At 69.2% G+C, this 21,191-nt stretch carries 22 protein-coding genes and 3 pseudogenes; 18 read left to right on the forward strand and 7 right to left on the reverse strand.

Annotation, left to right across the window (positions count from 1 at the left end; all coding sequences use genetic code 11):
* Positions 1 to 183 precede the first annotated feature (183 nt).
* Positions 184 to 483, forward strand: coding sequence for a DUF4193 domain-containing protein (locus tag ACRDP3_RS01700; protein WP_028432476.1), 300 nt, complete (start codon positions 184 to 186; stop codon positions 481 to 483).
* A gap of 19 nt (positions 484 to 502) precedes the next feature.
* Complete coding sequence (locus ACRDP3_RS01705; protein WP_431514991.1) at positions 503 to 1,324, forward strand: hypothetical protein; 822 nt, start codon at positions 503 to 505, stop codon at positions 1,322 to 1,324.
* Here ACRDP3_RS01705 and ACRDP3_RS01710 read toward each other — a convergent pair.
* Positions 1,316 to 1,762, reverse strand: coding sequence for a DUF3093 domain-containing protein (locus ACRDP3_RS01710; protein ID WP_431514992.1), 447 nt, complete (start codon positions 1,760 to 1,762; stop codon positions 1,316 to 1,318). The genes ACRDP3_RS01705 and ACRDP3_RS01710 overlap by 9 nt on opposite strands.
* Before the next feature lie 157 nt (positions 1,763 to 1,919).
* On the opposite strand from ACRDP3_RS01710, the gene ACRDP3_RS01715 reads away from it, so the two are divergent.
* The 5 genes from ACRDP3_RS01715 (at position 1,920) to ACRDP3_RS01735 (ending at position 5,166) form a co-directional block, all read left to right on the forward strand.
* Complete coding sequence (locus tag ACRDP3_RS01715) at positions 1,920 to 2,483, forward strand: PaaI family thioesterase (RefSeq protein WP_431515008.1); 564 nt, start codon at positions 1,920 to 1,922, stop codon at positions 2,481 to 2,483.
* Entirely contained in the window at positions 2,480 to 3,004 is a 525-nt protein-coding gene (gene dut, locus ACRDP3_RS01720) for a dUTP diphosphatase (RefSeq protein WP_431514993.1), read from the forward strand. Before ACRDP3_RS01715 ends, dut begins: the two co-directional genes overlap by 4 nt.
* Position 3,005: 1 nt before the next feature.
* Positions 3,006 to 3,794 carry a DUF3710 domain-containing protein gene (locus tag ACRDP3_RS01725; protein WP_431514994.1) on the forward strand — a complete coding sequence of 263 codons (789 nt, stop codon included), beginning with the start codon at positions 3,006 to 3,008 and terminating at the stop codon, positions 3,792 to 3,794.
* Between the two features lie 106 nt (positions 3,795 to 3,900).
* Positions 3,901 to 4,311: an OB-fold nucleic acid binding domain-containing protein gene (locus ACRDP3_RS01730; RefSeq protein ID WP_431514995.1), complete on the forward strand. Its 411-nt coding sequence runs from the start codon at positions 3,901 to 3,903 to the stop codon at positions 4,309 to 4,311.
* Between the two features lie 3 nt (positions 4,312 to 4,314).
* A complete protein-coding gene (locus ACRDP3_RS01735; protein ID WP_431514996.1) occupies positions 4,315 to 5,166 on the forward strand; it encodes a DUF3159 domain-containing protein in 852 nt (283 codons plus the stop codon).
* 84 nt (positions 5,167 to 5,250) lie between these two features.
* Here ACRDP3_RS01735 and ACRDP3_RS01740 read toward each other — a convergent pair whose 3' ends face one another.
* Both ACRDP3_RS01740 and ACRDP3_RS01745 read right to left on the reverse strand, forming a co-directional pair.
* Entirely contained in the window at positions 5,251 to 5,916 is a 666-nt protein-coding gene (locus ACRDP3_RS01740; protein ID WP_431514997.1) for a potassium channel family protein, read from the reverse strand.
* A 34-nt stretch (positions 5,917 to 5,950) separates the two neighbouring features.
* On the reverse strand, positions 5,951 to 6,619 hold the full coding sequence (locus ACRDP3_RS01745) for a potassium channel family protein (RefSeq protein WP_431514998.1): 669 nt from the start codon (positions 6,617 to 6,619) through the stop codon (positions 5,951 to 5,953).
* Between the two features lie 78 nt (positions 6,620 to 6,697).
* Here ACRDP3_RS01745 and ACRDP3_RS01750 point away from each other — a divergent pair, with 78 nt between their 5' ends.
* Together ACRDP3_RS01750 and ACRDP3_RS01755 are read left to right on the forward strand one after the other, a co-directional pair.
* Positions 6,698 to 8,779 carry an APC family permease gene (locus ACRDP3_RS01750; protein WP_431515009.1) on the forward strand — a complete coding sequence of 694 codons (2,082 nt, stop codon included), beginning with the start codon at positions 6,698 to 6,700 and terminating at the stop codon, positions 8,777 to 8,779.
* A gap of 113 nt (positions 8,780 to 8,892) precedes the next feature.
* On the forward strand, positions 8,893 to 10,233 hold the full coding sequence (locus ACRDP3_RS01755; protein ID WP_431514999.1) for a class I SAM-dependent RNA methyltransferase: 1,341 nt from the start codon (positions 8,893 to 8,895) through the stop codon (positions 10,231 to 10,233).
* An 86-nt stretch (positions 10,234 to 10,319) separates the two neighbouring features.
* On the opposite strand, the gene ACRDP3_RS01760 is transcribed toward ACRDP3_RS01755, so the two are convergent.
* Entirely contained in the window at positions 10,320 to 10,556 is a 237-nt protein-coding gene (locus tag ACRDP3_RS01760; protein WP_431515000.1) for a hypothetical protein, read from the reverse strand.
* A gap of 107 nt (positions 10,557 to 10,663) precedes the next feature.
* On the opposite strand from ACRDP3_RS01760, the gene ACRDP3_RS01765 reads away from it, so the two are divergent.
* From ACRDP3_RS01765 to ACRDP3_RS01780, 4 genes and pseudogenes are all read left to right on the forward strand, one after another.
* Positions 10,664 to 11,365, forward strand: coding sequence for an alpha/beta fold hydrolase (locus ACRDP3_RS01765; protein WP_431515001.1), 702 nt, complete (start codon positions 10,664 to 10,666; stop codon positions 11,363 to 11,365).
* Positions 11,366 to 11,408: 43 nt separating this feature from the next.
* Positions 11,409 to 12,029 (forward strand): alpha/beta hydrolase, encoded by a 621-nt coding sequence (locus ACRDP3_RS01770; RefSeq protein ID WP_431515010.1) that lies wholly within the window; start codon positions 11,409 to 11,411, stop codon positions 12,027 to 12,029.
* Between the two features lie 321 nt (positions 12,030 to 12,350).
* Positions 12,351 to 13,340, forward strand: a pseudogene (locus ACRDP3_RS01775) (ATP-binding cassette domain-containing protein); the annotation flags it as partial.
* A 111-nt stretch (positions 13,341 to 13,451) separates the two neighbouring features.
* Positions 13,452 to 14,192, forward strand: coding sequence for an ABC transporter permease (locus ACRDP3_RS01780; RefSeq protein WP_431515011.1), 741 nt, complete (start codon positions 13,452 to 13,454; stop codon positions 14,190 to 14,192).
* A 229-nt stretch (positions 14,193 to 14,421) separates the two neighbouring features.
* Here ACRDP3_RS01780 and ACRDP3_RS01785 read toward each other — a convergent pair whose 3' ends face one another.
* Positions 14,422 to 15,243 carry an alpha/beta hydrolase gene (locus ACRDP3_RS01785; RefSeq protein WP_431515002.1) on the reverse strand — a complete coding sequence of 274 codons (822 nt, stop codon included), beginning with the start codon at positions 15,241 to 15,243 and terminating at the stop codon, positions 14,422 to 14,424.
* 601 nt (positions 15,244 to 15,844) lie between these two features.
* On the opposite strand from ACRDP3_RS01785, the pseudogene ACRDP3_RS01790 reads away from it, so the two are divergent.
* The 5 genes and pseudogenes from ACRDP3_RS01790 to ACRDP3_RS01810 all read left to right on the forward strand — a co-directional run.
* Positions 15,845 to 16,399: pseudogene (locus tag ACRDP3_RS01790) on the forward strand (alpha/beta hydrolase fold domain-containing protein); the annotation flags it as partial.
* 71 nt (positions 16,400 to 16,470) lie between these two features.
* The gene (locus ACRDP3_RS01795) at positions 16,471 to 16,773 is read left to right on the forward strand and encodes a transposase (RefSeq protein ID WP_431515003.1); all 303 of its coding nucleotides are present in this window, start codon (positions 16,471 to 16,473) and stop codon (positions 16,771 to 16,773) included.
* A complete protein-coding gene (locus tag ACRDP3_RS01800; protein ID WP_431515004.1) occupies positions 16,770 to 17,663 on the forward strand; it encodes an IS3 family transposase in 894 nt (297 codons plus the stop codon). The genes ACRDP3_RS01795 and ACRDP3_RS01800 overlap by 4 nt, the downstream gene beginning before the upstream one ends.
* Positions 17,664 to 17,695: 32 nt before the next feature.
* Positions 17,696 to 18,112, forward strand: a pseudogene (locus tag ACRDP3_RS01805) (alpha/beta hydrolase fold domain-containing protein); the annotation flags it as partial.
* Positions 18,113 to 18,296: 184 nt separating this feature from the next.
* Positions 18,297 to 19,025: an SDR family oxidoreductase gene (locus ACRDP3_RS01810; protein ID WP_431515005.1), complete on the forward strand. Its 729-nt coding sequence runs from the start codon at positions 18,297 to 18,299 to the stop codon at positions 19,023 to 19,025.
* A 315-nt stretch (positions 19,026 to 19,340) separates the two neighbouring features.
* Here ACRDP3_RS01810 and ACRDP3_RS01815 read toward each other — a convergent pair whose 3' ends face one another.
* Positions 19,341 to 20,018: an RraA family protein gene (locus tag ACRDP3_RS01815; RefSeq protein WP_431515006.1), complete on the reverse strand. Its 678-nt coding sequence runs from the start codon at positions 20,016 to 20,018 to the stop codon at positions 19,341 to 19,343.
* Positions 20,019 to 20,449: 431 nt separating this feature from the next.
* Entirely contained in the window at positions 20,450 to 21,076 is a 627-nt protein-coding gene (locus ACRDP3_RS01820) for a CE1759 family FMN reductase (RefSeq protein ID WP_431515007.1), read from the reverse strand.
* Positions 21,077 to 21,191: the final 115 nt, after the last annotated feature.

Raw genomic sequence — 21,191 nt, forward strand, 5'->3', positions numbered from 1 at the left:
GGGGACCGTTTAAGGTCCTCCTCGGCAGCCGACGCGATCACCTCTTCAGGGGTGCGGTTGGGTGTCGATTGAGTAACAGACCTTGATGTGAGGCAAAATCTCCGCCTCAGGTCGGGCACAAGTCCGGCCTCTCACGCGTTACGAGCGCTGAGACACCACAGAAACCCAGAGGGGGAGAGCGACATGGCGACGGACTACGACACCCCACGCAAGACCGATGACGACGTCAACGAGGACAGCATCGAGGAGCTGAAGGCCCGGCGGAACGACAAGTCGGCGTCCAACGTGGACGTCGACGAGTTCGAGCAGGCCGAAGGCCTCGAGCTGCCCGGTGCGGACCTTTCCAACGAGGAGTTGTCCGTCCGGGTGCTGCCACGGCAGGCCGATGAGTTCACCTGCATGAACTGTTTCCTGGTGCACCACCGGTCCCAGCTGGCCGCCGAGAAGAACGGTCAGCCGATCTGCCGCGACTGCGCGGCGTGAACGGGGTGGGGCGGGCGTAGTGGCGGACGACGACGCGGACGCACATGGCAATGACGAGCGAGGCGAGCCCGACCAGCCCTCCTCGCTCGCGCCGCTGCCCGTGAAGCCGCGCTTCCTTGCCCGCGTTCCCCGGCCCGGCAGAGGCCGGCGGGACGCTGCGGGGGCGGAACCGGCGCCGCGGCCCGGCAGGCTGCGCGCCTTCATCGGCGTGGTCGCCGACCGCGTCATCGACATCGCGCCCCGCCTTCCGGTGCGCGATCTGCCGACACTGCGCGAGCAGTTTCCCGGGCTCGGCCGCGAGGAGATCGCGGACAAGCTCGTCGTCGGCGCGATGCGGGCCTCGGCCACGGTGGGCGCCGGGGTCGGCGCCGCCGCGATGATGCCGGTGCCGCCCGCGATGCCCGCCGAGCTGGCCGCGGAGATCACCGGTGTCGCCTCGGTGGAGCTGAAGCTGATCGCCGAGCTGCACGAGGTGTACGGGCGCCGCCCGCCCGGCAACGCCAAACAGCGCGCCGTCGCCTATCTCGGGGCCTGGACATCCGAGCGCGGCATCGACATCACGAACCCGACGGCACTGACGCTGAACGCGGCCCTCGGCGGCCAGATGAAGCGCGAACTGCGACAGCGGCTGCTGAAGCGCACGGTGCGCAACCTGCCCAACCTCGCCCCCTTCATGGTGGGCGCCACGGTCGGCGCGGTCATGAACAGCCGCGACACGAAGAAGATCGCCGAGAAGGTCCGCGCGGACCTCCGCGCGCACATCCCCCGCCCGGAGGCGCTGCCTCCCGGTCACAACGGCCCCGGACCGGGCGGCGCGGCCCTGCCGCCCGCCTCACCCTGAGAGCGCCTCAGCCAGCCGCTGGGGAGCTCGGGTGGAGAGATAGACGTACGGCGTCGGGTCGTCCGCGTCCGTCACCTCGACACGCACCGCGGTGCCGATATAGCCGCGCAGCAGCATGTGGGCGCGCGGGTCCGCCTTGTACGTGCGCCACGCGAAGGCTTCCCCCCGGTCCAGAACATGCGCCCTTCCCAGCGCCGAGAGCGGGATGCGCGCCTCGCCCGCGACCAGCGACCCGGCCACGACGCGGATGCGGGCAGAGCCGTAGGAGCTGATCAGGACGGCGGCGAGGGCGGCGCCCGCGATCAGGCCGCCCAGCGCCGGCAGGGTGCCCAGCGGAAGGAGCGCCAGCGCGGCCGCCAGGCCGACCAGGGCGGCGATGAGCCACCAGGAGCGCGGGGCGGTGAGGCGTTCGTCGTAGGGCCGTTCCGGAGCAACCATGCCGTCCAGCTTGGCACGGGCCGCACATGGCCTGGCCCGGGGAGCCGCGGCGGTAGGGTCTGCACACGTGAGTGCAGCCCAGCCCCGGAACCAGCCGGACGATCCGCAGAAGTCGCCGCCGAGCCCGCCGAGCGCGCCGAGCCCCCAGAAGTCACCGCTGAGGCCGCCGGACGGCGCCCTCGCCGCGGTACGGCACCCCGGCGCGCCGCCCCCGGGCGAGCTGCTCGGCTCCCACTACGAGCGCTGCTTCGGCTGCGGCGGTGGCCAGCCGCACGGCCTGCACCTGGAGGCCCGGGCGGGCGAGGGCGTGAACGTCACCGCCGAATTCCGGGTGCGGCCCGTCCACCAGGGCGCTCCGGGACTCGCACACGGCGGCGTCCTGACGACGGCGCTGGACGAGACGATGGGCTCGCTGGGCTGGCTGATGCAGGTCATCGCGGTGACGGGACGGCTGGAGACGGACTTCGTCCGTCCGGTGCCGGTGGACACGGTGCTGCATCTGGACGCCACGGTCACGGCCGTACACGGGCGGAAGATCTTCACCACCGCGACCGGGCGGATCGGCGGCCCGGACGGCCAGGTCGCCGTACGCGCCGACGCCGTCTTCATCCAGGTGAAGGTCGAGCACTTCACCGACAACGGACGGGACGAGGAGATCCAGGCCGCGATGGCCGATCCCGACCAGGTCCGCCGCTCCCGCGCCTTCGAGGTGAACCCGTGACCCGAGCGCCCGTCGACGTCCTCCTGCGCCGCCTCGACCCCGCCGTCCCCGTGCCCTCCTACGCGCACCCCGGCGACGCGGGCTGCGACCTCGTCACCACCGAGGCCGCCGAACTCGCACCCGGCGAACGTGCCGTGCTGCCCACGGGTGTGGCCATCGCGCTGCCCGACGGCTACGCGGCGTTCGTGCATGCCCGATCCGGTCTGGCGGCCCGTTACGGCGTCTCCCTGGTGAATGCTCCCGGAACCGTCGATGCCGGGTACCGTGGAGAGATCAAGGTGATCGTGGCCAATCTCGACCCGCGCGAGCCGGTGCGGTTCGAGCGGCTGGACCGCATCGCCCAACTCGTCGTCCAGCAGGTGGAGAAGGTGCGCTTCCACGAGGTGGAGGAGTTGCCGGGATCGGCACGGGCCGCGGGGGGATTCGGCTCCACGGGCGGCCGTACCGCAGTGGCGGCCGCAGAGGACAATGCATACGTCCCGGTCGGCGCCGACCGGGATTCCGACCTGAGAGGACAGTGACGTGTTCGGACGTCGTCGCAACAAGAGCGAAGAGCCCGAAGCGGGCGCCGCGGACGACTTCGAGAGGGACGGGCAGGACGCCGCCGAGCGGTCCGGCTCCGCCGACGCCGTCACCGACGACCGTGCGGCCCGCGTGAAGCTGCCGCCGGCGCCGCGCCCGGACGGGCCCTGGGACATCAGCGAGGTGACCGACCCCGGTGAGGGCAGGGTGAACCTCGGCGGCATCTATGTGCCCGGTGTCGAGGGGATGGAGCTGCGGGTCGAGGTCGCGGGCGACTCGATCGTCGCGGCCACCCTGGTGCTGCGGGACAGCGCCGTCCAGCTCCAGGCGTTCGCCGCGCCCAAGCGGGAGGGCCTCTGGGACGAGGTCCGCGAGGAGATCGCCACCGGCATCACCAAGCAGGGCGGTGTCATCGACGAGGTCGAGGGCCCGCTGGGCTGGGAGCTGCGCGCTCAGGTTCCGGTACAGCTGCCCGACGGTACGAACGGGGTGCAGGTCGTGCGCTTCGTCGGGGTCGACGGCCCGCGCTGGTTCCTGCGCGGCGTGATCTCCGGCCAGGGCGCCGTACAGCCGGAGGCGGCCGGACTGCTGGAGCAGGTCTTCCGTGACGCGGTGATCGTGCGCGGGGAGTCCCCGATGGCCCCCCGCGACCCGATCGTGCTCAAGCTGCCGGAGGACGCCCAGATGGTGCCGGACGGCGTCCAGCAGGAAACCGTCGAGGAGGGTTCCCGTTTCGCGGGCGGCCTCGACAAGCTCCAGCGCGGCCCCGAGATCACCGAGGTCCGCTGACCGTCCGCTGGAGAGCGGCCACGTCAGCCGTGGGGGCGGGTCCGGGACGTACGGGCCCGCCCCCACGTCTGGGGCCCGGCCGCCCGCCCACCGGTACTCTGGCTGCATGACAGGCGCCATCCGAGAAGAGCAGGCACGCCCGAGCGGCGGCGGTCGCTTCAAGCGCTTTCTGGAGCGGCTGTCCTCTTCCGAAGAGGATCTTCACTCGGAAGAGCTGCGCCAGGAGGCGGACGAGAAGGGCTGCACCCGCATCGCCGCCTGTGCCGACCGCCAGGTCGTGCGGGTCACGGGTACGCTGCGTACGGTGACCCTGCGCCCGCGGGCCGGGGTCCCCACGCTGGAGGCGGAGCTGTTCGACGGGTCCGCCGCTCTGGACGTGGTCTGGCTGGGCCGCCGTGCCATCGTGGGCATCGAGCCGGGCCGCAGCCTGATCGCGTGGGGGCGGGTATCCATCCACCACGGCCGTCCTGTGATGTTCAATCCGAAGTACGAGCTGCGACCCCTCGGACAGGAGTAGCGGGTGACCCCACTCGACAAGCCGGCCGCCGGCGGACCAGACACCGGAACGGGGGCGGACGGCGAGGCGGCGGGTTCCCGCGCCGTCACGGAAGCGGCCCTCTTCGAGGCGTTCGGAGGCATCCGCGGCCTGGTGGAGACCACCGCCCCCGGCCTGATCTTCATCGCGATCTACACGGTCAACAAGGACATCCACTCCGCCGCGCTGACCGCCCTCGGCCTCTCCGCCGTCCTGGGGGTGTTCCGGCTGGTCCGCAGGGACACCGTCAAGCACGCCTTCAGCGGTGTGTTCGGGGTGGCCTTCGGTGTGCTCTTCGCGATGATGACCGGCAACGCCAAGGACTTCTACCTGCCGGGCATGCTCTACACGCTCGGCCTCGCCCTCGCGTACATCGTGACCTCGGCCGCGGGTGTGCCGCTGCTCGGGCTCGTGCTCGGACCGGTCTTCAAGGAGAACCTCTCCTGGCGCACGAGGAACCCGGGGCGCAAGCGGGCCTACACCAAGGCCAGTTACGCCTGGGGCCTGATCCTGCTGGTCAAGTGCGCCATCCTCTTCCCGCTGTACCTGTGGGCCGACACCACCCAGTTCGGCTGGGTCACGATGGCGCTGAAGATCCCGCCCTTCCTGCTGGCGGTGTATCTGACCTGGATCTTCCTGGCGAAGGCGCCGCCACCGATCAACGTCATCGCGGAAATGGAGGCGGCGGAGCAGGCGGAGAAGGACGCCGGGAAGGAGCGGGAGCAGGAGAAGCACGTCCCCGGCCCGCTGGGCGAAGGACCCGCCGAGGACGCCTCCCGCGCACTGCTCGCCGACCCCGCACCCGATTCGGGTACGGGCGGCAGCCACCGCCGCTGACGACCGGCAGCGCATCCCCGTGACCCGCACACCCGCGGCCCGCGTACCCCGCGCTCCCTGAGGGCGCGGGCGGCGCGGGCTCCGCTACGTAGTGCGGACCGAGAGCAGGTCCTCGAGCTGTGTCTCCCGCGCCGGTGCGGCCACGAACAGCAGCTCGTCACCCGCCTCCAGCGCGTCGTCCTTGTCCGGGACCAGCACCCGGTTGCCCCGGATGATGGTGACCAGGGCGGTGTCCTCCGGCCAGGTCACGTCGCCCACCCGGGTCCCGGCCAGCGACGACTCGGGCGGCAGCGTCAGCTCGACCAGGTTCGCGTCGCCCTGCGAGAAGCGCAGCAGCCGCACCAGGTCTCCGACGCTCACCGCCTCCTCGACCAGCGCCGACATCAGCCGGGGTGTCGAGACGGCGACGTCGACGCCCCACGACTCGTTGAACAGCCATTCGTTCTTGGGGTTGTTGACGCGCGAGACGACCCGCGGCACCCCGTACTCCGTCTTGGCCAGGAGCGAGACCACCAGGTTGACCTTGTCGTCACCGGTCGCCGCGATCACCACGTCGCAGCGTTCCAGGGCCGCCTCGTCCAGCGAGGTGATCTCGCAGGCGTCCGCGAGCAGCCACTCCGCCTGCGGCACCCGTTCCACGGAGATCGCCGTCGGCGCCTTGTCGATGAGCAGCACCTCGTGCCCGTTCTCCAGCAGCTCGCCCGCGATCGAGCGGCCGACGGCGCCCGCGCCGGCAATGGCTACCCTCATCGGACGTATCCCCTGTTCGCCGTGTGTGCGCCGTTCACGCGTTCGCCTCCTCGGGGCCCGACGTGAAGGCGGCCTCCACCTGATCGACCTGGTCGCAGCGCATCATCACATGCACCAGATCGCCTTCCTGCAGCACCGTCTCGGAGGTCGGCAGCATCGACTCGCCCAGCCGGGTGAGGAAGGCGACCCGTACCCCGGCCTCTTCCTGCAGTCTGCTGACCCGGTGGCCCACCCAGGCCTCGGACGCGTGCACCTCCGCCAGCTGCACGCCGCCGCTGGGGTCCCGCCACAGCGGTTCGGCGCCGGAGGGGAGCAGCCTGCGCAGCATCTGGTCGGCCGTCCAGCGCACCGTGGCCACCGTCGGAATGCCCAGCCGCTGGTAGACCTCGGCCCGCCTGGGGTCGTAGATCCGTGCCGCGACCTGCTCGATGCCGAACGTCTCCCGGGCGACCCGGGCCGCGATGATGTTCGAGTTGTCGCCGCTGCTGACGGCCGCGAAGGCGCCGGCCTCCTCGATGCCGGCCTCCCGCAAGGTGTCCTGGTCGAAGCCGACGCCGGACACTCTGCGGCCGCCGAACCCGGAGCCCAGCCGGCGGAATGCCGTCGGGTCCTGGTCGACCACCGCGACCGTATGGCCCTGGTGCTCCAACGCCTGTGCGAGCTGTGCGCCTACCCGGCCACAGCCCATGATCACAACATGCACGCCCGTCCCTCTCGTCCCGTACTGCGGGCCGTCCAAGGATCGCACGGCCGACCGCATACGATCCTCTCCGTGCCCAGGATTACCCATGTACCCAAACGACTTCTGCTCGGGCGTGCGCTTCGCAGCGACCGGCTGGGCGAAACCCTGCTGCCCAAGCGCATCGCGCTGCCCGTCTTCGCGTCCGACCCGCTGTCGTCGGTCGCGTACGCGCCGGGCGAGGTGCTCCTCGTCCTGTCCCTCGCGGGCGCGTCGGCGTACACCTTCAGCCCGTGGATCGCCGCCGCCGTCATCGTGCTGATGTTCACGGTGGTCGCCTCCTACCGGCAGAACGTCCGCGCGTACCCCTCCGGCGGCGGCGACTACGAGGTCGCCAACACCAACCTCGGCCGCCGAGCCGGTCTCACCGTCGCCAGCGCCCTGCTCGTCGACTACGTGCTGACCGTCGCCGTCTCCATCTCCTCCGGCGTCGAGAACCTGGGATCCGCGGTCCCCTTCATCGCCGAGCACAAGACCCCCGCGGCGGTGATCACCATATTGCTGCTGACCCTGATGAACCTGCGGGGCGTACGGGAATCGGGCAAGCTGTTCGCGATCCCCACCTACTGCTTCGTGGCGGGCGTGTTCGGGATGATCGCCTGGGGGGTCATACGCGGCGTCGTATTCGGCGACGAGATGCGAGCCCCCACCGCCGACTACGACGTCCGTTCAGAGCACACCGGAGGGCTCGCGGGCTTCGCCCTCGCGTTCCTGCTGCTGCGCGCCTTCTCCTCCGGCTGCGCGGCGCTCACCGGGGTCGAGGCCATCAGCAACGGCGTCCCCGCCTTCCGCAAGCCCAAGTCCAAGAACGCCGCCACCACGCTGGCGATGATGGGCCTGATCGCCGTCACCATGTTCTGCGGTGTGATCCTGCTGGCCCTTGCCACCGGGGTGAAGATGGCCGAGAACCCCGCCACGAACCTGCTCGTCGACGGCAAACCGGTCGGTTCCGGATACACCCAGAACCCGGTCATCTCCCAAGTGGCCGCCGCGGTCTTCGGTGACGGCACCATCGCCTTCCTCTTCCTCGCGACCGCCACCGCCCTGGTGCTCTTCCTCGCCGCCAACACCGCCTACAACGGCTTCCCGCTGCTCGGCTCGATCCTCGCCCAGGACCGCTACCTGCCGCGGCAACTGCACACCCGCGGCGACCGGCTGGCCTTCTCCAACGGCATCGTGCTGCTGTCGGGGGCCGCCGCCATACTCGTGTGGCTCTACGACGCCGACTCCACCCGCCTCATCCAGCTCTACATCGTCGGCGTCTTCGTCTCCTTCACCCTCAGCCAGACCGGCATGGTCCGGCACTGGAACCGGCACCTGCGCGAGGAGACCGATCCGGCCAAGCGCCGCCACATGCACCGCTCCCGCGCCATCAACACCTTCGGTGCCTTCTTCACCGGTCTCGTCCTGGTCGTCGTACTGGTGACGAAGTTCACGCACGGCGCGTGGGTCTCGCTGCTGGGCATGCTGCTCTTCTACGGCGTGATGACCGCCATCCGCCGGCACTACGACCTGGTCGCCGAGGAACTCGCCACCGACGATCCGGCGGAGAAGCGGGTACGGCCCTCGCGCGTGCACTCCATCGTGCTGGTCTCCAAGACGCACAAGCCGACACTGCGCGCGCTCGCCTACGCCCGCCTGATGCGCTCCGACACCCTGGAGGCCGTCACCATCAGCGTCGACGCGCAGGAGACCGCACAGCTGCGCAGGGAGTGGGACGAGCGCGGCCTCGAGGTCCCGCTGAAGATCCTCGACTCGCCCTACCGGGAGATCACCCGACCCGTCATCGACTACGTCAAGCGGCTGCGCAAGGAGAACCCGCGCGACGTCGTCAGCGTCTACATCCCGGAGTACGTCGTCGGCCGCTGGTACGAGCAGCTGCTGCACAACCAGAGCGCCCTGCGCCTGAAGGGGCGGCTCCTCTACACCCCCGGCGTCATGGTCACCTCCGTGCCCTGGCAGCTGGAGTCCTCCGAACTGGCCCGCAAGCGCCTCAAGAAGCGCGCGGACTGGAGCGCGCCGGGCTCGGTGCGCCGCGGGCCCGCGGCGGGTCCGGGAGGCAAGCTCGTGGGGGGGATGACGAACGGGAAGGCGAACGGAAAGAAAGACGGGCGGGAGAAGTAGACTGGGCGGCTGCTCGGCGCACGGCGTCACGGCGCACGGCGTCACCGCCACCGGACCGCCCCCGCCCGCAGCCGTCGTCCGCCGCACCCCCGTACCTCTGGAGCCCTCCCCCCATGCCCGAAGCCACCACGGATCCCCTCGCCCCCACTCTGGTCGGCGAGGAGTACGAGGTCGAGATCGGCCCCGTCGCGCACGGCGGACACTGCGTCGCCCGTACCGACGCCGGACGGGTGCTCTTCGTACGGCACACACTGCCCGGTGAACGCGTCATCGCCCGCGTCACCGAGGGCCACGAGGACTCCCGCTTCCTGCGCGCCGACGCCGTCCGGGTGCTGGAGGCGTCCAAGGACCGGGTCCCCGCTCCGTGTCCCTTCGCCGGTCCCGGCCGGTGCGGCGGCTGCGACTGGCAGCACACCAAGCCCGGCGTGCAGCGCCGCCTCAAGGGCGAGGTGCTCACCGAACAGCTCCAGCGGCTCGCGGGGATGACCCCCGAGGACGTGTCCTGGGACGGCACCGTGGAGCCCGCGCCGGGCGACAAGGTGCCCGCTGGTGAGGTGCCCGCCTGGCGCACCCGCATCCAGTACGCCGTGGACGAGCAGGGCCGGGCGGGGCTGCGCCGGCACCGCTCGCACGAGGTCGAGCCCATCGACCACTGCCTGATCGCCGCGCCGGGTGTCGACGAACTGGGCATCGAGCGGCGGGAGTGGCCGCAGATCGCGGCGGTCGAGGCCACCGCAGCCACCGGCTCACAGGACCGGCAGGTGGTGCTCACCCCGAAGCCGGGTGGCCGTCTCCCCATCGTCGAACTCGACAAGCCCGTCTCGGTGTTGAGGGTCGGTGAAAAGGACAAGGCGCTGCACCGCGTGCACGGCCGCGACTTCGTACGCGAGCGTGCGGACGACCGCACCTGGCGGGTGGGCGCGGGCGGCTTCTGGCAGGTGCACCCGCAGGCGGCGGAGCTGCTCGTGGACGCGCTGATGCGCGGACTCACCCCGCGCAAGGGCGAGATGGCTCTCGACCTGTACTGCGGCGTCGGACTTTTCGCGGGCGCGCTCGCCGACCGTATCGGCGACACCGGAGCGGTCCTCGGCATCGAGTCCACCAAGCGCGCGTGCGAGGACGCCCGTCACAACCTGGCGCAGTTCGAGCGGGTCCGTATCGAACAGGGCAAGGTCGAGACGGTGCTGCCGCGCACCGGCATCACCGAGGCCGACCTGGTCGTCCTGGACCCGCCGCGGGCGGGCGCGGGCAAGAAGACGGTGGAGCAGATCGCGGTGCTGGGCCCACGCCGCGTCGGCTACGTCGCCTGCGACCCGGCGGCCCTCGCCCGCGACTTGGGCTACTTCAAGGACGCCGGCTACGTGCCCCGCTTCCTGCGCGCCTTCGATCTCTTCCCGATGACCCACCACATGGAGTGCGTGGCGATCCTTGAGAAAGCCGCAAAGAGCTCCTGAACTGCGGTTTCGTCAATGTTCATTATGTGCACTGTGGGCGCTAAGGGCGATATCTTGACGCTCGTTGATCACGGTCGAGGCGGTCGTCAGCAGGGTCCTGGAGGGTTCGGTGGACGGTCGACGCCGACCTGCCTGAGCCGGGTACGCCGCACCCCGGGCGCAGACGCGGCGCCACGGCTGGAGGCCGACATCCTCGGTGGCTCCGCCGCCTCGTTCAGAGCGCCGCGGACCGCGCCGATCAGGTCGAGCCAGAACAGCTTGGCGTGGTGGTGGCCGAGCCGCACCGTCCCGGGGGCCGCGCGGTGTCTGGGAACCGCGGTCATGTCCGCCTTTCAGCTGCCCCCAGCCCTGCTCAGAGTGCGGTGACTGCCGGGCCGGGATTTGCTTGGTGAGTCAGACACCACTGGCTTCACCGAAGGGACACCGTTCCATGGCAGACAGGCCCGCAATCGTCTTGGTACACGGCGGTTTCGTGGACGGATCCGGCTGGCGCCCGGTCTACGACCTGCTCACTCGCGATGGCTACCGCGTCTGCGTGGTGCAGAACCCGACCACGTCGTTGCAGGGCGACGCCGCGGCAGCGCGACTGGTCATCGAGGCTCAGGACAGCCCGGTCGTGCTGGTCGGTCATTCCTACGGCGGCGCAGTCATCACCGAAGCGGGCACCAGCGCGAACGTGGCGGCCCTGGTCTACATCGCGGCGTTCGTGCCGGACGCGGGCGAATCGGTCAACACGCTCCTCGGCGGTTTCCCCACCGACGGGCCCGGACCGCCGATCCTGCCGCCCGAGGACGGTTACCTGTTCCTCGACCGGGACAAGTTCCCCGCAGCGTTCGCCGGTGATGTGCCCGCCGATCTGGCCGCGTTCATGGCCGACTCGCAGGTCCCGTGGGGGGTGGACGCCCTCGGCCAGCAGGTCACCGAGGCCGCATGGCGCACCAAACCGAGCTGGTACATGTTCACCACCGAGGACAAGATGATCCCCCCGCCTGCCCAGCGCACCATGGCCGGCCGAGCCGGCTCGACCACCGTCGAGGTAGCGGGCAGCCATTCCGTCTACGTGTCGCACCCGGCCGAAGTGGCCGACCTCATCAAGCAGGCCGCGTCCGCCTCGATGGCCGTGACGCGGTAGCCACAGCTACTGGAGCGAGGGACGACCAGTGGCGAGAACGCACGTGATCGTCCTCCCGGGTGGCGGGTACGCCGAGCATGCGCCACACGAGGCCGAGCCGGTCGTGGACTGGCTCAGCGGGCTCGGGGTGCGGGCGAGCGTCTTCCGCTACCCGCTCAACGCCAGGCACCCCGAACCGCTCCAAGCCCTCCGTGCCGAGATCCGGCGCCTGCGCGCGAGCGGAGCGGACCGCATCGGTCTGATGGGTTTCTCCGCGGGCGGTCACTTGGCCGGCCTTGCCGCTCTCGCACCCGGTGCCGAGGCGCCGGAAGCGGTGCAATTCGTGGTCCTGGGATATGCGATCACGTCGATGGAGACCGAGACCTACCGCCCCGCCAGACTGATCTTGCTGGGGGAGGACGCCGACCCGGCGCAGCGGCGCTCGACGTCTTTGGACGCGCTGGTGACGTCCGAGTCGCCGCCGTTCTTCGTCTGGCACACCGCGGAAGATGTCTATGTCCCTCCTGAACACACCTATCGCCTTGCTGCCGCGCTCGCAGCCCACAACGTCCCACACGCAGTTCACGTGTTCGCGCACGGGCCGCACAGTCTCGGCCTGGCCGAAGGCGCGGGGGATGTGGAGAGCTGGAGAGCCCTGGCGGCATCTTGGATTCGCGAGCGCTGAGGCTGCGGTTCGTGCACAGCCTCAGAGCGGCATGCGCCGGCGGGTACGGCGGCCGGCGCATGCTGCTCTTGCCGACGACGCGGGAACTGCGGCCCGGCGCCAGCTTTGATCCACGAGGTCCAGCTCGCTCGAGGATTCGGCGAGATCGGTGGAGACTTCTGGTCGCCTCGCAGCCGCGGTGCAGAACTCCGCGGGCTCATCGCGCCGCGGGCCAGCGCTCGGCCGGCTCCACCATCTGGCCGGGAGAGCTCTCAATGGAGTGCTCGAGCGCGTACGAACGGCACAATCAGTCTCACAGGGGGCGCCTTTGGAGAGTGAGCGATGTCTGGTTCCGCCATCCAGGTCGAGGGTCTCGTCAAGCGCTTCGGAACAACCACGGCGCTTGCCGGTATCGATCTGAACGTCGTGGAGGCCAGCGTCTTCGGGCTGCTCGGACCGAACGGCGCGGGCAAGACGACCCTGGTGCGGGTACTTGCCACCCTGGTGGCTCCGGACGCCGGAAGGGCCCGGGTCTTTGGCCGCGACGTCGTTGACGATCCCGGTGGTGTACGGGAGGTCTTGGGGCTGACCGGCCAATTCTCGGCGGTCGACGAGATGCTGACCGGCCGGGAGAACCTTCAGATGTTCGGACGTCTGTTCAATCTCTCGGCCGTGGCTGCTCGTAGTCGGGCGAATGAGCTGCTCGAGCGCTTCGACCTGGCTGACGCCGGCGATCGCCGGGTCGGCACGTACTCAGGTGGTATGCGGCGACGTCTCGACCTCGCATCGAGCCTGCTGACCCGCCCGCGCGTCCTGTTCCTGGACGAGCCGACGACCGGCCTCGACCCGCGCAGCCGCAATGAGATCTGGTCGGTTGTGCGTGAACTCGTCGGCGAGGGGACGACGCTCCTGCTGACCACCCAGTACCTCGAGGAGGCGGATCAGCTCGCCGACCAGATCGCCGTTATCGACCACGGTCGCGTGATCGCGCAGGGTACGGGGGACGAGCTCAAGGATCGGATCGGCGGCAAGCTCTTGGAAGTCGGGCTCGCCACCGCGGTGGAACGCGACAGAGCACGGTCTGCGCTGGTCGGCATCGGTTGCGGCGAGCCCGAACCTGGAGACTTGCTCACGCAGCTGACACTTCCCGCGCCGCATGATGGCCTCGAGATGATTGAGAATGCGGCTTCGGCGCTCCGCAGGGCGGAAATCGCGGTGCGCGATCTCAGGCTTCGCCGCCCGACGCTCGACGATGTGTTTCTGCAGCTGACAGGCGCGCCGCCGAGCGAGGACGAAGCGGCCTCCGAAGCCACCCCGGGCGAGGGGCCGAGCCTCGACGTCCCTGCTGCTGATACCACCCGCGCGACCCGACCCCCTGTGCGACCACTGCGGTGGAGCCGGCTCTCGCCGGGGAAGATCCGTGCCGCCAGCGCCGACGCACTGGTGGTCAGTACGCGCAACCTGCGCCACTTCATCCGCCAACCGGATCTGCTGGTGTTCTCGACGATCCAGCCGATCACCTTCGTGCAGCTGTTCGCGTACGTGTTCGGCGGCGCAATCAGCCCATCGCTGCCCCGCGGCGTCACGTACATCAACTACCTGCTGCCCGGCATCCTCATTCAGTCGGTGACATTCCGGGCGAGCATGACAGCACTAGGCCTCTCCGATGACCTGAAGCTCGGCGTGATCGACCGGTTCCGCACCATGCCAATGGCCCGGTCCGCGGTGCTTGTCGGTCGTACCGCCGCCGACTTGGTCCGAAACATCCTGATCATCGGGCTGATGATCCTCATCGGCTACATCATCGGCTTCCGCTTCCAGGCGGGCGTCGTACAGGCCCTCGGATCCATCGTTCTCGTCAGCGCCTTCGGTCTCGCGCTGAGCTGGATCTTCGCCTTCGTCGCACTGATGGTGCGGAGCGCCGAGGCAGCTCAATCAGCCGGCTTCGTGGTCCTGTTTCCGCTCGTGTTCGCGAGCTCGGTGTTCGTGCCGGTCTCGAGCATGCCGAACTGGCTGGAGGAGTTCGCGAACGTGAGCCCGGTAACCCTGACCGCGGACGCAGCGCGTTCGCTGGCGCTCGTCCCTGGCGTGCCATCCACCCTCAGCGGCGCAATCGCATGGATCGCGGGCATCCTCTGCCTGTTCGTCCCGCTCTCCGTGTGGCGCTACCGACGCATGACCTGATGTGCGCGAATCTTCCGAAGTGCTGCCAGCATCGGCGGCCTTCTTGGCTGCCGCCAGGTCCGGGTAGCCCGAGCGCCTCTGCCTGGCCTCGGAGGAGGCTGCGACCGCTCCACCCTGTTCACCCGAGGCCCAAGCGGCCCGTGTCAGCCGGCAGTCTGGAGAAGTCCTTCGCCAGTCCGTGGGCGTCGTCAGCGCGGTGCCCATCGTCGATCAACATGAGCCCAGCTTGTCAGTTGCCTCTAACGGGCCCCTCATCGCGCACGTGTGAGACGGCCCAGTCGAGGGCGTAGTCGGCGACTTCCTCCCATCCGGGTGCTGCGGGCAGCAGATGCGGGCGGCCCGGGAACTCCTTGATCTCGGTGACCGTGTCCGATTCGTAGTGCCGGGCATTGGACTGTTGCACCTTCGGCGGCATCAGGTGGTCATTCTCACCGGAGATGAACAGCAGCGGCGCGCGGTCGTCATTGTGGTAGTCGACGTATGTGCTCTGGTGGCCGGGGCGCAGGGTGGCCAGGGCGCTGTCCCAGAAGATGCCGCCGGAGGCCGGGACGGCATAGCGCTCGTACAGCGCCCGGGACTTCTCCTCGGAGAGCGTGTTGGTGAAGGTGTAGTGCCACTGCTCGGCGTTCAGGCCGACCGCCCGGTGCCGGTTGGCCGGGTTCTTCAGCACCGGGAAGGACGACTTGATCTGGGTCAGCGGCACCACGGCGACCCCCTCGGTGGGTGCGGAGTTGATGGCCACCCCCGCCGCGCCCAGACCGTGGTCGAGCAGGAGCTGCACGAAGACACCGCCTGCGGAGTGGCCGATGAGGATCGGTGGCTTGTCCAGGCCGCGGACCAGGGTCTCCAGACTCTCGATGATCTGCGCGACGGTGACCTGTTCGATCGGCGTTGGATCTGTGTTAAGCGCCTCGACCTCTGCATCGAAGCCCGGGTAGGCGGGCGCGAGAACGCGGTAGCCGCGCTTTTCGTAGTGGGTGATCCAGTGCTCCCAGCTCCGGGGTGTGACCCAGAAACCGTGGATCAAGATGATGGTGTCCGGAGTGCCCATGACTGTCCTTCCGGGAGTTCCGACGGATCAGCAGGTGGTGCGGAGAGGGTCCCGGGAACCATCTCGCTGCCCCGGTGACGCTACGGCTTCGTGGGCCCGCTCGGCTGCCCGGCGCGCGGTACCCCTTCTGCTGGCAGGCCCGCCGAGATCACACGTTCAGCCCAACGAGCCCACTGAATCGGGGCCCCGGACCATTACTCAGTGCTACACGCCACCTGGCGTAGCTATACGAAAACAGGGCCGTCAGCGAGGGCACCCGGCGTAGCCGGGGGGAAGAAAAAGCAGCAGCGCGTTGAGCCTGGCACAGCAGCAATCAGGCGCAGCTCCCTGCTGCGTATCCGCTGTTGCCATCCGTGCTGACGCAGCAACGCAGTGCTGAGTCGCGGGATGTTGCAGCGTTGCGTTGCGCGTTTGAACTGCTGCCCTTTTGCAGCGAGGGCTGCAACGCGCTGCTGAGACTAAAATGGACATGCCTGCTTATCGGCGGGCTGAAAAAGGGCCCAGGCTCTGCCGGGCGCCCCACAGCCCGAGCGCATCGTGACGCTCTTCAGGTGCTGCGCTTGTCACCATGCGCTTCTCGCACTTCCGAGGGAGCATTCCCATGGCTGCTCAGACCGCCTCAATCGTCCTCGAGTCCGAGGCACAGGAGCTCGCCGACGCAACCTCGCAACATCCGTTCCTGTACGAGCTGGATCCGACCGCAGCCCGCAAGGTCCTCGACGACCTTCAGGCCGCACCGGTCGACAAGCTGCCGGTCGACGAGGAGTGGGTCACCGTACCGGCTGCCGTGGGCGATGTGCGGGTACGCATCGTCAAGCCGCAGGGCGCCACCGGAACGCTGCCCGTCGTGTTGTACATGCACGGCGGTGGCTGGGTGCTGGGCAACGCCGGAACTCACGACCGCCTGGCGCGCGAGTTGGCGGTCGGCGCCCGTGCGGCAGTGGCCTTCGTGGAATACACGCCGTCGCCCGAGGCGCACTACCCCGTGGCCATCGAGCAGGGTTACGCCACCGCGCAGTGGATCGTCCGCGAGGGGGCGTCCAAGGGGCTGGATGCAGAGCGCATGGCGGTGGCCGGGGAATCGGTCGGCGGGAACATGACCGCTGCACTCACCCTCATGGCCAAGGAGCGGGGTGACGTCAAGTTCGTACAGCAATTGAAGTTCCCCCGCTGAGCTGGACAGCCTGATACTGGGACCGATGGTCTCGGAGGAAGCAGTGCCAGGCAGTGAGCAAGAGCAACATGAGTAAGCGGTACTCCGCTGAGTTCAAGCGCGACGCGGTCGCGTTGGTCCGTTCCTCGGGCCGGACCGTGACCGCGGTGGCGCGGGAGCTCGGCGTGAGCCCGGAAGGTTTGCGCAACTGGGTCCGCCAGGATGACACCGACCGCGGTGAAGGCCCGGCCGGCGCGTTGACCTCGGCGGAGAAGGAAGAGCTGCGGCGGTTGCGGCGGCAGAACCGCGAACAGCAGCAGACGATCGAGGTGCTGCGAAAAGCGACGGTCTTCTTCGCGAGGGAGAGCGATCGATGAACGCGGTGTATGCATTCATCGAGGCGGAGAAGACCACCCATGGCGTCGCGCTCCTGTGCCGGGTCCTGGACGTGGCCCGCTCCTCCTTCTACGCCTGGCTCACCGCCCGCCCGGCCGCCGCGAAGCGGCAGGAGGCCGAAGACGAACTGACCGCGCAGATCCGGGAGATCCACGCTTCATCCCGCGGCGCCTACGGGGTGCCCAGAGTCCACGCCGTCCTCCGCAGGCGGGGTCTGGTGATCAATCGGAAGAAGGTCGAGCGGGTCATGGCCGAGCGCGGGATCCGCGGGATCACGCGCCGCAAGCGCCGTGGACTGACCCGCCCGGACCGCAAGGCTGCACCCGCCCAGGACCTGGTCGAGCGTGACTTCACCGCCACCCGGCCGGGCACGAAACTCGTAGGCGACATCACCTTCCTGCCCACCCTCCAGGGCTGGTGGTACCTGGCCACCGTCATCGATCTCGCGACACGGCAGGTAATCGGGTACGCGATGGCCGATCACCACCGCACCGAACTCGTCGCCGACGCGCTGAACATGGCTGCCGGACGAGGCGGCCTGCAGCCCGGCTGCATCATGCACACCGACCGCGGAAGCGAATACAGCTCTGCCCAATTTCGTTTCCTCATCACAGAGTTGAGGCTGCGGCAGAGCATGGGCCGGACCGGGTCTTGTTACGATAACGCCGCAGCTGAGAGCTTCTTCGGACTGCTCAAGGCAGAGATCGGGACGACCGTCTGGGAAACCAGGGCACAGGCCCGAGCCGACGTCTTCCGCTTCATCGAGGTCGAGTACAACCGCAGCAGGCTCCGCAAACACCCCGAGCACGGATACCTCACCCCGCTCGAGACCCGCGCCTTGCTACAGCAAGACCTCACCCCCGCAGCGTAACCACCCGCTGTCCAACTTCACGGGGGAACTTCAAATCGATGTACTACCCGGTCACGGACGCGGCCATGGACACCGATTCCTACGACCAGTTCGCCACCGGCTACTACTTGAGCCGCAAGCTGATGGAGTGGTTCTGGGACGCCTACACGACCGACCCGAACCAGCGCGCGGAGATCACCGCGTCTCCCCACCGCGCCGCCATCGAGCAGCTCTCCGGCCTGCCGCCCGCCCTGCTGATCGTCGACGAAGCCGACGTGCTGCGCGACGAGGGCGAGGCCTACGCGGCCAAGCTCCGAGCAGCCGGCGTTCCGGTAACCACGGTGCGCTACGACGGCACGGTCCACGACTTCATGATGCTCAACTCGCTGAGTCAGTCCAAAGCCGCTCGCGGAGCCATCGACCAGGCCACGGCGTTCCTGCGCAACGCCCTCGGAACCGGCCAGGCTTAGATGCTGCGGCCTCGGCGGCCTTGCTTTCGACACAGGCTGAGCGTGCGGAACCCGCCGTGTCTCTGAGACTGATCAAGTCACGCCATGCCTGAGACTGCAGGAAGAGCGCCAGGTCGGGGCACTGCCACATGACAAGAGGCGCAAGATCACATACTGCGGGCACACTCCCGACGAAAGGCATGTCATGAAGTTCGCAGTCATCGGCGGTACGGGGCTGATCGGGGCGCAGGTCGTCAAGGACCTGAACGCCGCCGGGCACGAGGCGGTACCGCACTCGCTGTCCACCGGAGTCGACGTCATCAGCGGCCAGGGGCTGGACGAGGCGGTGGCAGGGGCCGACGTCGTGGTCAACCTGACGAACTCCCCGACCTTCGACGAAGCCTCCCGTGCCTTCTTCCAGACCTCGATGGACAACCTTCTGGCGGCGGCTCAGAAGGGCGGCGTCGGCCACTTCGTCATCCTCTCGATCGTGGGTGCGGACCAGGTGCCGGAGCTGGACTACTACCGGGCCAAGGTGCTCCAGGAGAAGATCCTCGCGGCCGGTCCCGTCCCCTACTCGATTGTCCGGGCGACGCAGTTCATGGAGTTCATGGATGCCGTCCTGTCCTGGACCGCCGACGGCGACACCGTCCGGTTGCCCGCCACGCCGATCCAGCCGATCGCCGCCAAGGACGTGGCCTACGCGGTGGCGGAGGTCGCCGCGGGCACGCGGCTGAGTGGCACCCGCAACATCGCCGGCCCCGAGATTTTCTCCCTGGACGAGCTGGGCCGGATCACCCTGTCCCGCAAGGGCGACAACCGTACCGTCGTTACCGACCCCACCGCCGGCATGTTTTCCGTCGTCAGGGGTGACGTCCTCACCGACAAGGACGCTCACCTCGCCCCCACCCGCTACGCCGACTGGCTCTCCTGACTCGCTCGCGCCCTCTCAGACGTGCAGACCGCAGAGAGCCAAGCCCTGGCTCAATTTGCGGAAGAGTATCCCCAGGGAGGCGTCGCGTCGCCCGGGCCTCCGGCCTTCGCGGCCTCAGCGGTGGAGGCTTCAACCAGTGCCAGACCCACGGCACCATCCCCGCCCCGCGCACAACCTTGCCCCCCGGAAGACCACTTCGCGCCACCTGGCGCTCAAACACGTCATCGAGGAGCGTTGCCGGGTGCCTTGTGGGATCCAGCCACCGGGGGTGCGCCGTCGCGGAGAGGGTTCCACACCGCAGGCCCGGTTCGCTGATCAGTGTTCGGCGCTGTGGCGCGCGCCGGTATGCAGGGATGCGGGGTCCTCGTCACGAATAGTCGTCAGGGCGTCCTTGTCGGCGTCGTTGACGCGGTGAGCCTCGGTGAGCACGTCGTGCACGCTGGGGGCGGGGATGATGACGGCACCGGCTTGGTCGGCATACACGTAGTCGCCGGGGGTCACGCAGACGCCGCCGACTTCCACGGGAATGTTGGCCGCGCACGGCGCGACGGTGTCGCCGCCCCACCGGGTGGCTTCTCCTGCGCACCAAGTGGCGAAGCTGTAGTTGGCGAGTTCGTCGAAATCTCGCAGCCGCCCGTCGGTGAGGACTCCCGCCAGACCGTGGTTGTTCAGTCGGGACATTTTGGTGCCGCCACCGTGAGAGGTGTCCGGGTAGCCACCGCTGGAGAGTACGAGCACCCTCCCCGTCGGTGTGTCGCCCACGGCCCGGTAGAACCAGCCACCGAAGCCCAACGCGTTGGCTTCGGAGAAGTCGTCCCGGTACGGCAGGTAGGCGACCGTCACCGCTGGGCCGAACAGCGGTCGATGCGGCGTCGGACTGACAAGGCTGAGGATGTGGGCGCGATGCTGATGGACCCGGCCCATCGCGTCCACAACGGCAGCGCATTTCAGGCCGGCGACCAGTGCTGACAGATCGCTGTCGTGCTCACTCATCGTCGATACCTCCTGGAGTCGTGGATGAGGACGGGAGGTCGAGTGGTCTCCCGGCTGCACCGGAGGCGGGATCGTCGACGCCCGGCAGACCCGGCATCGTCGCCTTCTGCGTCGACGTCGTGGATCAGCGGGCAGGGGCCCGTCGTTCGGGGTGATCTTCAAGGGCGCCGCGGTCCCAGCCGGCCAGGTGCGCGGCGGCTCGGTGTCCTCGGCGAACGGGATGGCACGCTCGACCTCAACCGGGCGTGCCAAGATGGACACGTCGAGGTGGAGTGCGTGAAGCTCCGAGACCCGCCCGGCGAAGTCTCCTGTCGTCGCGGGGCCCGGTCAGCCTGGGTCATCTCGTACGTCCTTCCAGCTCAGCCGCCTCGGGGGTGGATGGCGTGGCAGACCTTATGCCCAGTTGAGGCCGAGCACCGCTTGCGCATCTTCTAGGTCGTGTCGGCGGAGGTGCTGCCGCCGAGGAGCCGTTCCATTGTGGTGAGTTCCTCGGTGAAGGTGTCGCGCCGCTGCCGGGGACCGCATCCTTCGACCAGGCGTGCGAAGTCGGCTGCCGCGGCGGTGACGCGCTGCCCGAGGGCGGCTCCCGCCTGGGCACCGAAGTCGTCTGTGGCGGCGTAGACACCGCGGGGGGAGACGATCGCGTGCAGGTAGGAGAACATCGGCCGCAGCGCGTGTTCGAGGACGAGCGAGTGGCGTTCGGTCCCTCCGGTCGCCCCGATGAGGACGGGCATGTCCGAGAAGGTCTCCTCCGGCAGCACGTCGAAGAACGACTTGAACAGCCCGCTGAAGGAAGCGTTGAAGGCGGGCGTCACGGCGATGACGCCGTCCGCGCGGGCGACGGTCTCGAAGGCCTCCTCCAGCGCTTCCGTGGGGAAGCCGCTCAGCATCGCGTCCATGACGGCGCGGCCCAGGGGCCGAAGCTCGACGAACGAGGACCGGGCCCCGCGGCCGCGGGCCTCCAGCCCTGCCCGTACGGCGGCCTCCATACGGTCTGCGAGGAGACGGGTCGAGGACGGCTCGCGAAGGCCGCCGCTGATGATGGCCAGCTCGGTCATGGTCCCACTCACTCCCTTCACCCGCCCGTGGGCGCCGTTCCTGCAGCCGGTCCCGTTCTCGGCGGATCGCCCTCCCGCGCCCGCAGCAGCGAGGCGTGGGTCGGCGCCGCCGGCA

It is taken from the genome of Streptomyces sp. (genome assembly GCF_050698815.1).
Classification (GTDB): Bacteria; Actinomycetota; Actinomycetes; order Streptomycetales; family Streptomycetaceae; genus Streptomyces.

What these genes read in the sequence shown, in the direction of transcription:
- ACRDP3_RS01710 (WP_431514992.1), bottom strand. Translation starts at nt 1,762, where the DNA reads ATGGTTGCTCCGGAACGGCCCTACGACGAACGCCTCACCGCCCCGCGC.
- ACRDP3_RS01820 (WP_431515007.1), bottom strand. Translation starts at nt 21,076, where the DNA reads ATGACCGAGCTGGCCATCATCAGCGGCGGCCTTCGCGAGCCGTCCTCG.
- ACRDP3_RS01760 (WP_431515000.1), bottom strand. Translation starts at nt 10,556, where the DNA reads ATGACCGCGGTTCCCAGACACCGCGCGGCCCCCGGGACGGTGCGGCTC.
- ACRDP3_RS01815 (WP_431515006.1), bottom strand. Translation starts at nt 20,018, where the DNA reads ATGAGTGAGCACGACAGCGATCTGTCAGCACTGGTCGCCGGCCTGAAA.
- ACRDP3_RS01700 (WP_028432476.1), top strand. Translation starts at nt 184, where the DNA reads ATGGCGACGGACTACGACACCCCACGCAAGACCGATGACGACGTCAAC.
- ACRDP3_RS01730 (WP_431514995.1), top strand. Translation starts at nt 3,901, where the DNA reads ATGACAGGCGCCATCCGAGAAGAGCAGGCACGCCCGAGCGGCGGCGGT.
- ACRDP3_RS01800 (WP_431515004.1), top strand. Translation starts at nt 16,770, where the DNA reads ATGAACGCGGTGTATGCATTCATCGAGGCGGAGAAGACCACCCATGGC.
- ACRDP3_RS01740 (WP_431514997.1), bottom strand. Translation starts at nt 5,916, where the DNA reads ATGAGGGTAGCCATTGCCGGCGCGGGCGCCGTCGGCCGCTCGATCGCG.
- ACRDP3_RS01755 (WP_431514999.1), top strand. Translation starts at nt 8,893, where the DNA reads ATGCCCGAAGCCACCACGGATCCCCTCGCCCCCACTCTGGTCGGCGAG.
- ACRDP3_RS01765 (WP_431515001.1), top strand. Translation starts at nt 10,664, where the DNA reads ATGGCAGACAGGCCCGCAATCGTCTTGGTACACGGCGGTTTCGTGGAC.
- ACRDP3_RS01785 (WP_431515002.1), bottom strand. Translation starts at nt 15,243, where the DNA reads ATGGGCACTCCGGACACCATCATCTTGATCCACGGTTTCTGGGTCACA.
- ACRDP3_RS01810 (WP_431515005.1), top strand. Translation starts at nt 18,297, where the DNA reads ATGAAGTTCGCAGTCATCGGCGGTACGGGGCTGATCGGGGCGCAGGTC.